The 14,972-nt window shown below is 72.5% G+C and carries 2 protein-coding genes; both read left to right on the top strand.

The genetic code is table 11. The annotated features are described in order from the left end of the window. Nucleotides 1-11: 11 nt before the first annotated feature. A complete protein-coding gene (locus ACIBCU_RS14235; protein ID WP_399231502.1) occupies nt 12-7,430 on the top strand; it encodes an SDR family NAD(P)-dependent oxidoreductase in 7,419 nt (2,472 codons plus the stop codon). Nucleotides 7,431-7,613: 183 nt separating this feature from the next. Continuing rightward, the gene (locus ACIBCU_RS14230) at nt 7,614-14,960 is read left to right on the top strand and encodes a beta-ketoacyl synthase N-terminal-like domain-containing protein (RefSeq protein ID WP_399231500.1); all 7,347 of its coding nucleotides are present in this window, start codon (nt 7,614-7,616) and stop codon (nt 14,958-14,960) included. The last annotated feature ends 12 nt before the right edge of the window (nt 14,961-14,972 follow it).

The following is a 14,972-nucleotide window of genomic DNA, read 5'->3' as shown; positions in this document are numbered from 1 at the left end:
AGAGGACCGTCGTGCACCACTCACGTCTGGCCGAGACACCCATCGCCATCGTCGGGTTGGCCGGCCTGTTCCCCCAGTCGCGCAACGTGCGCGAGTTCTGGCACAACATCGTCGACGGCAACGACTGCATCGAGGACGTACCGGACACCCACTGGAACCTCGACGACTACTACGATCCCGACCCCACGGCCGAGGACAAGACCTACGCCCGGCGCGGCGGGTTCCTGCCCGAAATCGCCTTCAACCCCATGGAGTTCGGCCTGCCGCCGAACACCCTGGAGGTCACCGACATCCTCCAGCTCCTGTCGCTGACCGTCGCCCGCGACGTCCTGCGTGACGCGGGCACCGAGGGCTCCGGGTGGTACGACCCGACCCGCACCGGGGTCATCCTCGGCGTCACCGGCGCCAACTCCCTGACACAGCCGCTCTCCGCACGGCTCCAGACGCCCGTCCTCAAGGAAGTGGTCCGCAGCGTCGGACTGAGCGAGGCCCAGGCCGAAGAGGTCGCCGAGCGCTTCAAGAAGGCATACATCCCGTGGGAGGAGAACTCCTTCCCCGGCATGCTCGGCAACGTCGTCGCCGGCCGCATCGCCAACCGCTTCGACCTCGGCGGCACCAACTGCACCGTGGACGCGGCCTGCGCCAGCGCCCTCGCCGCGGTCAAGCTCGCCGTCAGCGAGCTCGTCGAAGGCCGCTCCGACCTGATGATCACCGGCGGCTGCGACGCCGAGAACACGATCCTCATGTACATGTGCTTCAGCAAGACCCCGGCGTTCTCCAAGAGCCAGATCATCCGGCCCTTCGACGAGTCCGCCGACGGCACGCTGATCGGCGAGGGCATCGGCATGCTCGCCCTCAAGCGGCTCGCCGACGCCGAGCGCGACGGGGACCGGATCTACTCCGTACTGCGCGGCATAGGCACCTCGAGCGACGGCCGCTTCAAGAGCATCTACGCCCCGCGCGCGCAGGGCCAGCAGCTCGCCCTGCGCCGCGCCTACGAGGACGCGGACGTCCCCGCCGGCTCCATCGAGCTCTTCGAGGCGCACGGCACGGGCACCGCCGTCGGCGACCACACCGAGCTGTCCGCCCTCGGCTCCTTCGTGGCCGAGGGACAGGACGCCCGCGGCTACGCCGCCATCGGAAGCGTCAAGTCCCAGATCGGGCACACCAAGGCGGCGGCGGGCGCGGCCGGGCTGATCAAGCTCTCGCTCGCCCTGCATCAGAAGGTCCTGCCGCCGACCATCAACGTCGAGCAGCCCAGCGCCGCCGTCGACCCCGCCGAGACCCCGTTCTACGTCAACTCCCAGGCCCGTCCCTGGATCGCCGACCCGGGCCGCGACAAGCGCCGGGCCGCCGTCTCCTCCTTCGGCTTCGGTGGCACCAACTTCCACATGGTCCTGGAGGAGCACGACACCACCGGCGGCAAGGTGCTCGGCCCCGTCGCCCGCACCGGCCTCTGGCACGCCGCCGACCCCGAGGCCCTCGTCCGGCGCCTGGAGCAGGGCGCGGCGCCCGACCCGCTGGGGTGGGTGCCCGCGGGTGACGCGCGCATCGGCATCGTGGCCGGCTCGGACGAGGAGTTCGAGGCGCTGCGCGCCACCGCCGTCGAGCTGCTGCGGGCCAAGTCCGGAGCGGACGCCTGGCAGCACCCCAAGGGGATCACCTACCGGCGCTCCGGCATCCCGGCCGGCACGAAGGCCGCCGCGGTCTTCGCGGGGCAGGGCAGCCAGTACGTCGGCATGGGCCGCGAGGCCGCCCTCGCCGTCCCGCCCGTGCTCGCCGCGTACGACAGGGCCAACCGCCTGACCGCGGGGGCCGAGACGCTCGGCCGCGTCGTGTTCCCGCCGCCGGCCTTCGACGACGCGACGCGCAAGGCCCAGGAGGAGTCGCTGCGGCGCACCGAGTTCGCCCAGCCCGCGATCGGGGCGCTGTCCGCCGGACAGTTCGCCTGGTTCAAGGAGCTCGGGTTCGCCCCCGACGGTGTCATCGGACACTCCTTCGGTGAACTGAGCGCCCTGTGGGCGGCCGGTGTCCTCGACGACGACGGATTCACCGAGCTGGCCCGCGCCCGCGGCCTCGCGATGGCCCCGCCCGCCGATGCCTCCGCCTCCCACGACCCCGGCGCCATGGCCGCCGTGCGCGGCGAGCTGAGCGCGGTCGAGGCGCTCGTCGCCGGCTACCAGGACGTGTCGGTCTGCAACATCAACGCCCCCGGGCAGATCGTGGTCGGCGGCCCGACCGCGGAGATCGACCGCCTCGTGGCGGACGCCGCGAGCGGCACGATTCCCGCGAAGCGGCTCCCCGTCTCGGCGGCTTTCCACACCCGGTTCGTCGCCCACGCCGCCGACGCCTTCCGCGAGGCGGTCTCGGGCGTCGCCCTGAACGCCCCGCGCATTCCCGTCTACGCGAACACCCCGGGCGCCTCCTACGGCGCCGACCAGGCCGAGAGCCGCCGCACGCTGGTCGACCAGCTGCTCCGGCCGGTCGCCTTCGCCGACCGCATCGAGGAGATGTACGCCGACGGCTTCCGGGTCTTCGTGGAGTTCGGCCCGAAGCGGGTCCTCTCCGACCTCGTGGACCGCGTTCTCGAGGGCCGCGACGGCGTGCGGACCGTCGCGGTCGACGGCGGCCCCGCCAAGGACGGCGAGCTCGCCCTCAAGCGCGCCGTCATCGAACTGGCGGTCCTGGGCCTCCCGGTCTCCGGCATCGACAACCACAGCGCCGAGGTGCCCGAGGTGCCCGCGGGCAAGGGCATGGCCATCCCGCTGCGAGGTATCAACTACGTCACGGAGGCCCGACGTTCGGCGTACCGCGACGCGATCGCCGAGCCCTCTCGCGAGGCGGCGCAGCCGGCGCAGCCGGCCGCCCAGCCCGTGTCCGAGCCGGTGACACAGCCGGCGGAGGGCGCTGGGGACGCTCTGAGCGCGGTGGCCCGAGAGGGGCTCGACCTCCAGGCCGAGATCCTCGACGCGCACGTCGAGACGATTCGCGAGGCGGTGAAGACCCTCGAACTGTCGGTCCGCTCCGGCACCCACCCCGACGCCGACGCCGCCCTGCGGCTCATCGAGCAGCACGGTGCGTCGATCACGTCGGCGCACGAGCGCGCGACGCGGCTCCTGATCGACGCGCTGAAGAGCGAGGAGGCACCTGCGGTGGCGCCCGTTGAGCCTGTCACCGCTGCTGCTGCTCCGGTGGTGGCGGAGCCTGCGCCTGCGCCCGTACAGGCCGAGAAGTCTCCGGTGCCTGCTGCTCCCGCTGCTCCGGTGGCGGAGGTGGATGCTGCGGTGCTGGGTGCGCTGCTGGAGGTGGTGGCGGAGAAGACGGGTTATCCGGTGGAGATGTTGGAGCCGGGTATGGACGTGGAGGCGGACCTGGGGATCGATTCGATCAAGCGGGTTCAGATCATGGGGGCGTTGCAGGAGCGGTTCCCGGTCTCCGGTGAGGTGGATCCGGAGCGGATGGGTGAGCTGCGGACGCTGGACGACATCGCGGGCTTCCTGGCCTCGGCGTCCGGTGCGACCGCCTCGGTTGAGCCTGCCGCCGCTCCCGCCGCTCCCGCCGCTCCCGCTCCTGCGGTGGTGGAGTCTTCCGTCTCTGCGCCGTCCGCCGAGGTGAACGCCGCTGTGCTGGGGGCGTTGCTGGAGGTGGTGGCGGAGAAGACGGGTTATCCGGTGGAGATGTTGGAGCCGGGTATGGACGTGGAGGCCGATCTGGGGATCGATTCGATCAAGCGGGTTCAGATCATGGGGGCGTTGCAGGAGCGGTTCCCGGTGTCGGGTGAGGTGGATCCGGAGCGGATGGGTGAGCTGCGGACGCTGGACGACATCGCCGGTTTCCTGGCCTCGGCGTCCGGTGCGACTGCCCCGGTCGCGCCTGTCTCCGCTCCGGTCCCTGCTGAGCCGGCTCCGGCCGTCGCTGCTTCCGTTCTCGTGACTGAGGTGCCTGTTGCTTCCGCCGAGGTGGATGCTGCGGTGCTGGGTGCGCTGCTTGAGGTGGTGGCGGAGAAGACGGGTTATCCGGTGGAGATGTTGGAGCCGGGTATGGACGTGGAGGCGGACCTGGGGATCGATTCGATCAAGCGGGTTCAGATCATGGGGGCGCTTCAGGAGCGCTTCCCGGTCTCGGGTGAGGTGGATCCGGAGCGGATGGGTGAGCTGCGGACGCTGGACGACATCGCGGGCTTCCTGGCCTCGGCGTCTGGTGCGACCGCCTCGGTTGAGCCTGCCGCCGCTCCCGCCGCTCCCGCCGCTCCCGCCGCTCCCGCCGCTCCCGCCGCTCCCGCCGCTCTCGCTCCTGCGGTGGTGGAGTCTTCCGTCTCTGCGCCGTCCGCCGAGGTGAACGCCGCTGTGCTGGGGGCGTTGCTGGAGGTGGTGGCGGAGAAGACGGGTTATCCGGTGGAGATGTTGGAGCCGGGTATGGACGTGGAGGCCGATCTGGGGATCGATTCGATCAAGCGGGTTCAGATCATGGGGGCGTTGCAGGAGCGGTTCCCGGTGTCGGGTGAGGTGGATCCGGAGCGGATGGGTGAGCTGCGGACGCTGGACGACATCGCGGGCTTCCTGGCCTCGGCGTCCGGTGCGACGGCTCCGGCTGAGTCTCCCGCTCCCGCTGCTCCCGCTCCTGTGGTGGTGGAGTCTTCCGTCTCTGCGCCGTCCGACGAGGTGAATGCCGCTGTGCTGGGGGCGTTGCTCGAAGTCGTGGCGGAGAAGACGGGTTATCCGGTGGAGATGTTGGAGCCGGGTATGGATGTGGAGGCCGATCTGGGGATCGATTCGATCAAGCGGGTTCAGATCATGGGGGCGCTTCAGGAGCGCTTCCCGGTCTCCGGTGAGGTGGATCCGGAGCGGATGGGTGAGCTCCGGACCCTGGACGACATCGCCGGCTTCCTGGCCTCGGCCTCAGGTGCGGCCCCCAGTGACACGGCCGCCGAAGGTTCCGGCCCCGCCGTCGAGTCCCCCCTCGTCATCACCTACCCCCAGGCGGACGGCGTGGGAAGGACCTTCGCGGCCGTACGCGAACTCCCCGCGGTCTGCCGTGTCGTACGGGCCTACGCGGAGCAGCCCGTCGCCCTCGTCCTCGACGACGGGTCGACGCTGACCCGGCCGCTGGTTGCCGGTCTGCGCGCCGACGGCTGGAGGGTGGAGGTCGTCGTACTGCCGGGTGCCACCACGTCCGCGGGTGAGGCCGACTCCTTCCGCCCGCTCCGTACGTGGGACGAGAAGGAGCTCGCCGCGGCTGTCACGGCCGAACGGCTCGACCTGGTCGTGCAGATGGCCGCCGAGGCCGGACAGGAGTGGACCGAGGCGGCACGCCGTCTGGCGCACACCGTCCTCGTCGCCAAGCTGACCCAGGCCCCGCTGAAGGCAGCGGCCGGCGACCGCGCCGCGTTCGTCGCGGTAACCCGGCTGGACGGAGCGAACGGCTACCGCGGCAGCGGCACCGGATCCGCCCTCCTCGGCGGTGTGAGCGGACTCGTCAAGACGCTGGCGATCGAGGTCCCCTCGCTCTTCACACGCACCGTGGACTTCGCTCCCGGTCTGGACGACCGCACCGTCGCGGCACGCTTCCTGGACGAGATCCACGACGTGTCGGCCGACCTCGCGGACGTGGGTGTCGACCCGGAGGGACGCCGCACGATCGTGCCGTCCGCCGAGCCGCCGGCCGGGCACGTGACGGCCGTACAGGAGATCGGCGTCCGGGATCTGCTCGTCGTCACCGGCGGCGCCCGCGGCATCACCGCGGACTGCCTCCAGGCGCTCACCGAGGCCCGTCCCGTGGGTCTGCTGCTGCTCGGCCGTAGCCAGGTGACCTCCGAGCCCGAGTGGTCGGCGGGTGTCGAAGGCGCGGCGCTCAAGGGCCTCATCGCCAAGCGGATCACCGCTACGGGGGAGAAGGCCACCCCGCGCGGTGTCGAGGCCGTCTACCGCGAGCTGACCGGCAGCCGCGAGATCCAGGCCAACCTCGACCGGCTCCGGGGTACCGGCGCCACCGTCGAGTACCTCGTGGTGGACATCACCGACGCCGCCGCGGTCCGGACCGCCCTCGCCCCGTACGCCTCGCGTGTCACGGGCGTCGTGCACGGCGCCGGTGTCCTGGCCGACCGGCTGATCGCGGACAAGACGCCGGAGGAGATCGCCCGGGTCCTCGGTACGAAGATCGTCGGCCTCGGCCACGTGCTGGACGCGCTCCGCGGCTCGGCCGACCTGCGCCACCTGGTGTTCTTCTCCTCGGTCGCCGGATTCTTCGGCAACCGGGGCCAGTCGGACTACGCCGTGGCCAACGAGGCGCTCAACCGTCTCGCGGTGCGCCTCAGGCAGGAGCTGCCCTCGGCGCGTGTGACCTCCGTCAACTGGGGTGCGTGGGACGGCGGGATGGTCACCGACGACCTGCGCCGGATGTTCGCCTCGAGGGGCGTGGCGCTGGTTCCGGTGGCGACGGGTGCGGGCATGTTCGCCGAGCAGTTCACCGCCGCCCGCGGCCAGGACACGGTCGTCGTCGCCGGCCCGCTCACTCCGCTCTCCGCTCCGCCGGCCGAAGGCTCCCCGGCCTCGCCGACCCTGCTCGTCGACCGTACGCTCGCGGACATCTCGGCCGACCCGCTGCTCGCGGACCACACGATCGGCGGCAAGCGGGTGCTGCCCGCCACCGCCGCGCTCGGCGCCCTCGTCAACACCACCGAGAGGGTGACCGGCAAGCACGTGACCGAGGTGTCCGCGTTCAAGGTCTTCAAGGGCCTGGTGATGGACGCGGCGGAGGGCGAGGGAGCCGACGCCTCACGGCTGCGGCTCTTCATCGAGCCCGGACCGGCCGCCCGCCCGCACGCGATCGAGGTGCTGGCCTCCGCGGTGGACGACGCCGGACGGAGCAGGCCGTCGTACGGGGCGAGCCTCTCCACGGACGCGCCGCCGGTGCCCGCGGACCGTACGGACCTCGCCCGTGCCGCGCGTGCGGCGACCCGTACGGACGCCGCTCCGCTGTACCGGGACGGCACGCTCTTCCACGGTCCCGCGCTCCGCGGGATCCGCTCGGTGCTGGTCGCGGAGGAAGGACTGCTGCTGCTCGCCGCACGGCTCGGTGATGGGCTGCCGGCTCGCGGTGCCTACCACGGCCGGTTCCACAGCCCGGTCATCGCCGATCTGCTCCTCCAGTCCGCGCTGGTGTGGGTGCGACGGTTCCGTAACCGCGCCTCCCTGCCGATGGAGATCGGCAGCGCCCGCTTCCATGCGGAGCTCCCCGCCGACCAGGAGTTCCTGATCGCGGTGGAGAACGTCACCTCCGGGCCGAGCGGCATCAGCTGCTCGATCACCGCGCTCGACCGGGAGGGCCGTGTGCTCCAGGTCCTCGACGGTGTGGTGGTCGTGGAGGACCCGCAACTGGAGGGCAAGTTCGGAGCGGCCGAAAGGACCGGGACCGCCGCCGTCTCCGTCTGACGGCGACCGGGCGGGTCCGGCCCCGGCCCCCTCCGGGGCCGGACCCGCCCGGTACTTCCCGGGCCGCACGGGCCCCGTGCCCGACGGGACGGCAGTCCCCTCGTGACCCGGCCCGTACCGCCCCCTCTCCCGACCCCTGACTCCCGAACCGAACCATGCGGACACCCGGAGGCTGACCCAACCATGGGCAAGTACGCGATCGTCGGCCTGGCCTGCCTCTTCCCGGGGGCAGGGACACCCGACGACTACTGGCGCAACCTGATCGAAGGTGTGGACTCACGCACCGACGGGGACGACCGTGTCTTCGGGCACGCCCCGGAGGCCCGGGAGACCGACCCCGAGGACAGGCACCGCATCTACTGCACCAGGGGCGGTTTCCTGGACGAGTACGACGAGCGTGCCGCAGGACTCGACCCGAAGAACTACCGCCTTCCCGCCGACTACCTGGCCGGCCTGGACCGCTCGTTCCACTGGGCGCTCCGGGTGGCCGGGGACGCGCTGGCCGACGCGGGCCACCCCCCGACCGCGGACGGCCGGCAAGGACGGAGGACCGGGGTGGTGTTCGGGAACTACCCGTTCCCCACCCCGGCCTCCGGCCGCTTCGCCGGTGAGCTCTGGGACTCGGCCGTGGCCGACGGTCTCGCCGAGGCCGGTCTCCCCGTGCCCGACGGCCTGATCACGCCCGGCGCCCCGGACCCGTCCGGTGCGGTCACCGCGCACAACCTCTGGGCGGGCGGCATGCCGGCCCTCGTCGTCGCGGCCGCCCTGGGCCTGGAGGGCCCGAGGTTCACCCTCGACGCGGCGTGCTCCTCCGCGCTGTACGCGCTGAAGCTCGCCTGCGCCCATCTGGAGACGGGCCGGGCCGATCTCATGCTGGCGGGGGGTGTCTGCGCACCCGACCCGACCGTCATCCACCTGTCCTTCTCCGACCTGCGCGCCTATCCGCAGGACGGCTTCAGCCAGCCCTTCGACGCGCGTTCCCGGGGCATCGTCACCGGGCAGGGAGCCGCGATGATCGCGGTGAAGCGGCTCGCCGACGCACAGCGCGACGGCGACCGCATCCACGCGGTGATCGACGCCCTCGCCCTGACCAACGACGGCCCCGGCAAGCACCTGCTCGCGCCGAACGAGGCCGGTCAGCTCGCCGCGTACGAACTCGCCTACCGCGAAGCCGGGGTCGACCCGTCCGCGATCCAGTACCTGGAGTGCCACGCCACCGGTACGCCGCTGGGTGACAGCACGGAACTCGGCGGCGCCGAGGCCTTCTTCGGCCGTGGCCCGCTGCTGGGGTCCGTCAAGGCGAACATCGGCCACCTGCTGACCGTGGCCGGCATGTCCAGCCTCCTCAAGGTCGTCCTCTCGCTGTCGCACGGTGTCATCCCCCCGACGATCGGAGTGGAGCAGCCGCTGCCCGGCACGATCGCGGACCGGGTCGTACGCGAGGCCGTGCCCTGGCCGGAACCCGCCCCCGGCGCGCCCCGCCGCGCGGGCGTCTCCGCCTTCGGCTTCGGCGGTACGAACGCCCACGTCGTCCTCTCCGCACCGGAGACGCCGGAGACGCCGGAGACATCGAGCGCACCGGCCGCCACGGCCGCACGGGAAGCGCCCGCCGCCCCCACCGAGCCGCCCCCGCTCGCCGTGATCGGCATGGGCGCGCACTTCGGGTCCTTCGCCACCCTGGACGAGTTCGAACGAGCCGGCTACGACGGTCTCGTCGGCGTACGCCCCTTGCCCGAGCAGCGCTGGCGCGGCTTCGAGACCGTGGAGGGCGGCCCCCTGGACCGGGCAGGTCTCGGCGGGGACGCGGCCCCTCAGGCGGCCTACATCGAGGACTTCGAGGTCGACACCACCTCGTACCGCATCCCGCCCAAGGACCTCGCCCACTTCAACCAGCAGCAGCTGCTGCTCATGCGCGTGGCCGAGGAGGCGCTGCACGACGCGGGATTCGAGCGCAAACGCCCCGGCGGCGAGGACGGTTCCGCCGCACGGCGGGTCGGCGTCGTCATCGGCATGGAGATGGAACCCAGCGCGCACGGCCACGGCTCCCGCTACGAGCTGGGGCGCAAACTGACCGAGTGGTGCGCGGCAGCAGGCGTCGACCCCTCGCCGCAGCAGCTCGCGGAACTGACCCGGGCCGCGCGGGACGGCGTCCACGACTCCATCGAGCCCAACGAGGTCCTCAGCTACATCGGCAACATCATGGCGAGCCGGGTCTCCTCGCTGTGGAACCTCACCGGCCCCTCCTTCACCCTCTCCTCGGACAGCGCCGTCGGCGTCGAGGCGCTGGACGTGGCCCGGCTGCTGCTCCTCGACCCCACCGTGGAAGCCGTCCTGGTCGGCGCGGTCGACCTCGCCGCCGGACCGGAGAGCACCCTCGCCCGCGAACTGCTCGAACCGGGCACCGTGCGGGACGGGCTGCGCATCCTGGGCGAGGGCGCGGGCGCCGTCGTCGTCACCCGGCCCGACACAGTGCCCCAGGGGCGCAGGGTGTACGCCACCGTCGAGTCGATCGCCGTGCACCACGCGCCTGACGTCACCCCCGCCACGAGCGCCGAACTCGTCGAACGCGCCGCCCGGGACGCGCTCGCCGCCGCCGGAATCGGCCCGTCGGACGTCGAGCTGGTGGAAGCCGGCGGAGCGCATCCCGCGGAGCTCGACGGCCTCGCCCGCGTCTGGAGCACCGAGCGAGCGGGCGGCGAACTGCGTACCGCCCTCTCCTCGGCCCGCCGGGCCGTGGGCGACACCGGGTGCGCCTCCGGACTCGCCGCTCTCATCCGGGCCGCGCTCTGCCTGCACCACGCCTACTTCCCCGCGGCCCCCGAGGGCGTCGCGGCGGACCGGACCGAGGGCTCCGCCTTCTTCCTGGCCGCGGACTCCCGGCCCTGGCTGCGCTCCCACCGCGAGGGCAGGCGCGCCGCCTCCGTCAGCGTCGTCGGCGCGGCAGGCAGCCACGCCCACCTCGTGCTCACCGGCGGTCAGGTGCGCGGCGAGATCACCGAGGCCGACTGGACCCGTTCCGGCGGGGGAGTGGTCGTGCCGGTCGGCGCGGACGACTTCGACGGGCTGCTGCGGCGGCTCGGCGAACTCCGTACGGCCATCGGTGCGGCCGAGGCCGGAAGCGACTGGCAGGCGGACTTCGCGGACCGGCCGGCGAAGGTCAAGGCCGTGCTCGTCGCGGACGACCAGGCCGGCCTCGCCCGCCAGATCGACCAGGCGCTCAAGGACCTGCCCGGCGTGTGGCGTTCCGGCGGTGAATGGTCCTCGCCGTCCGGGAGCTGCTTCACCGCCAAGCCGATCGGCCCCGACGCCAAGGTCACCCTGGTCTTCCCCGGGGCGTTCAACTCCTATCTCGGCCTGGGGCGTTCGATGTTCCGGGCCTTCCCCGGACTGCTTCCCCGCTTCGAGGCCCAGGCCGAACTCCCCGCCGACCTCCTGCGCAGCGCGGCGCTCTACCCCCGCTCCCGGGAGCCCCTGGGCCGGCGCGAGCTGATGCGCATGGAGGGCGAACTCGTCGAGGACATCCCGCTGATGCTGGCGGCCGGCACGAGTTACGCCCTGCTCTCCACGGACCTGGTGCGGGAGGTGCTCGGCGTCCCCGTGCACGGAGCCCTCGGGTACAGCCTGGGCGAGAGCAGCATGCTCTTCGCCACCGGAGGCTGGGTCAAGAGCGCACGCGGGGACGAGAAGATCAGCGCCTCGCCGCTCTTCGACGACATGCTGCGCGGGCCCAAGCGCACCGTGCGCGCGCTGTGGGACCTGGCCGACGAGGTCCCGGACCCGCAGGTGTGGGCCACCCATGTGCTGCTCGCACCCGCCGACGACGTACGGGCCGCACTGCGCCGCTACGACCGGGTGTTCCTCACCCACGTCAACACGCCGCAGGAGGCGGTCGTCGCGGGCGACCCGCAGCAGTGCCGCGACCTGATCGCCGAGCTGGACTGCCGCAGCGCCCGCTCGCCCGCCAACCACGTGATGCACTGCCCGGTGGTGGACGGGGTCCTGCCCGAGCTCGCCGACCTCAACCGCTACCCGACCGGCGACGTCGGGGACCTGGTCCTCTACAGCAGCCGGCACTACGCGCCGGTGACGGACTTCGACGCGGACGCGGTGGCCGGGAACATCGCGGTCACACTGCGCGAGACGGTCGACTTCCCCCGGCTGGTCCGGCGTGCGTACGACGACGGCTACCGCTGCTTCATCGAGGTCGGCCCGAGCAGCACGTGCTCGCGGTGGATCCACGAGACCCTGGGCGACGAGCCGCACCTGTCGGTCTCGGTGGACCGGCGGGGCGCCCGCGGGGCGACCGACATCGCCCGGCTGGCGGCCCGCCTCGCCGCCCATGGCATCCCGGTCGACCTCAGCGCCTTCGCCCCCCTCCCGGACAGCCGTCCGGACCGCTCGCCCGGTCTGCGGGCCTTCCTGGCCGGCGGTGCCCCGGTCCCGCCCCTGGTGGCGTCGGCCGCCGCCCCGACGGTGGCCGCGCTGCCGCGCATCCCGGTCCCGGCGGTGGCCTCCGTGCCGCGCACCGCGTCCCCGCAGGCCCCGGCGGCCGTTCCGTCCGCGCTCGCAGCTCCGCGCGTGGCGCCGGCCGCGCCGAGCGCCCGGCCCGCCGTCGCTCCCGCCACCACCCCCACCGCCCCGCCCGCCCGTCCTGCCGCGCCGGTCGCGGCGTTCGCGGCGCACCCCGACAGCCCGGCGGAGGCCACGACGGCCGTCGTGGCCCAGGGCTCTCTGCTCGCCGATCCGGCGCCCGGAACGGGCGCCGAAAACTCCACGGAATGGGACACCGCGATGCCGACCCACCCCTCCGCGCAGCCGCCTACGCCATCCCTGGCGTTGGAAAGGGAGCCCATCACGATGATTCCGGCCGGTGCCCAGGTGCCGCCCGCGAACACCCCCGCGCCCCCGCGGGCGGGCGCCGTGTCCGGTACGCCGCAGCCGGCGCAGCCGGCTCCCTCGAGGAGCCAGGCGCTCACGGGCGACGAGACCGCCGCCGTGCTGGTGCGCGGGCTCCGCAGCGAGATGCTGGAGGCCCACCGCGAGGTGCTCGCGGCCCAGCGGGAGCTGCGCGACCAGCTCGTCTCGCTCCTGACCGAGGGAGGCACCCCGCCGCCCCGCCCGCCCAAGCCCGAGGGCGTGATCTGGGACGAGCACGACCTCCTCGAGTTCGCCACCGGCAAGGTCGGCAACGTCTTCGGCCCCCGCTTCGCGGAGATCGACGAGCACCGCCGCCGTGTCCGGCTGCCCGCCCCGCCCTACCACTTCGCGACCCGGGTCACCGCCCTGGAGGCCGAGCCGGGAGAGTTCAAGCCCTCCTTCATCCGCACCGAGTACGACGTACCGGAGGACGCCTGGTACGCCGTCGACGGTCAGGTCCCCCCGGCCGTCACCATCGAGGCCGGCCAGTGCGACCTGCTGCTGATCAGCTACCTCGGCGCCGACTTCACCAACCGCGGTGACCGCGTCTACCGCCTGCTCGACAGCAGTCTCAGCTTCGTCGGAGACCTGCCGCGCGTCGGCCAGACCCTGCGCTACGACATCTGGATCGACCAGTTCGTGCGGCAGGGGGACACCCTCCTCTTCTTCTTCCACTACGACTGCTACGCGGACGGCGAGCTGATCCTCAAGCTCAACAACGCCTGCGCCGGCTTCTTCACCGACGAGGAACTGGAGAGCTCCCTCGGCATCCTCCAGGCCAAGGTCCGCCCGCCCGTCGGCGACGGCACGTTCACCGGGTCCAGCGCCTTCAAGCCGCTCGCCCGCACCGGACGCACCGCGCTGAGCCCCGCCGACCTGGCGCGCCTCGGCGAAGGCCGGATCGCCGACGTGTTCGGGCCGGGACACGCACAGCCCGCCGGCTGCAACACCTCGCTGAGGCTCCCCACCGAGCGGCTCCGCATGGCCGACGAGATCACCGTCCTGGACCGCAAGGGCGGCCCCGCCGGGCTCGGGCGCATCGAGGCCGTCAAGCATCTGGTGCCGGACGGCTGGTACTTCACCAGCCACTTCCCGGACGACCCGGTACTCGCCGGTTCACTGGTCGCGGAGGGCGCCGTCCAGCTCCTGGAGGTGTACGCGCTCTCCCTCGGGCTGCACCTGTCGTTCCCCGACGCCCGCTTCCAGCCCGTACCGGACCTGCGGACCGAGGTCAAGGTCCGGGGGCAGATCACGCCGGAGCACGAGAAGATCGAGTACCAGGTCGACATCACCTCCCTCACCCTGGTGCCACGCCCCGCGATCACCGCCGACGTGGTCGTGCTCCGCGACGGCAAGCCGTCCATCGGCGTCACCGGGCTCGGCATCCGGCTGGTGGAGAAGCCGGGCGCGCCCTACCGCCCCGAAGCCGGGGGGACGGTCCCGCACTTCCTGGGCCGGCTGAGCCCCGCGAGCGGAAAGCCCGCGCTGCTCAGCGAGTTCCACATGGCCCACGCCGCCAAGGGCGACCTGGCCACGGCCATGGGACCCGAGTTCGAGGTCTACGCCGACAGCCGTGCCCCGTACATCCCCAACGGCGACTTCCTCTTCGTCGACCGCGTCATGGAACTGGAGGGCACCCGTGGCGTCCTCAAGCGCGGGGCCGTCATGGTCACCGAGTACGACTCCCCGGACGACGCCTGGTACTACGACCACAACGGCCACCCGCACATGCCCAACTGCGTCCACATGGAGTCCAGCCTCCAGGCGGCCATCCTCCTCGGCTACTACCTGGGCGCCACCCTGCCCTTCCCCGAGGAGCAGTTCAGCATCCGCAACCTCGACGGCCGCGCCACCCTGGTCAAGGACGTCGATCTGCGGGGCAAGACCATCCAGCACCGGTCGACGCTGCTGTCCAGCGACCAGATGCCGGGCTCCATCCTGCAGAACTACAGCTACGAACTGTCCGCGGACGGCGAGGTCTTCTACCGGGGCGAGTCACTCTTCGGCTACTTCAGCGCCAAGGCCCTGGAGAACCAGGTCGGCCTGGACAAGGGCAAGCACGTGGCGCCCTGGATCGACCGCCGGCCCCCGCACCCCACGGAGGTCCGTCGCGTCGACCTCAAGGCCTACCGGGCCGCCGAGGCGTCCTGTCCCGGGCCCCGTATCGGCCGGGACCACCTCGACCTCGTCCAGTGGGTCGACATCGTGGCCGGCGGCGGCGACCACGGCCGCGGCTACCTCCGCGGACACCGCACGATCCGCCCGGACGACTGGTACTTCTCCTGCCACTTCCACCGCGACCCGGTGATGCCCGGTTCGCTCGGCGTCGAGTCCCTGCTCCAGGGCCTCCAGGTCTACGCCGTGGAGACCGGCCTCACCGACGGCCTCGTCAACCCTCGCTTCGCCCTGCTCTCCGAAGCCGAGACGACCTGGTCCTACCGGGGCCAGATCCTGCGCGACGACCCCGAGATGGAGTTCGACGTGCACATCAAGGAGGTGCGCCGCGCACCGGGCCGGATCCAGCTGGTCGGCGACGCGAGCGTCTGGAAGTCCACCCTGCGGATCTACCAGCTCGGTGGCATCGGCATCGAGATCCACCACGACCAGGCCTGATCCCGCGTACGA

Origin of the sequence: Streptomyces sp. NPDC051064, from assembly GCF_044455985.1 — a bacterium.
GTDB lineage: Bacteria > Actinomycetota > Actinomycetes > Streptomycetales > Streptomycetaceae > Streptomyces.
This window is presented reverse-complemented; position numbering and strand designations above follow the sequence as displayed.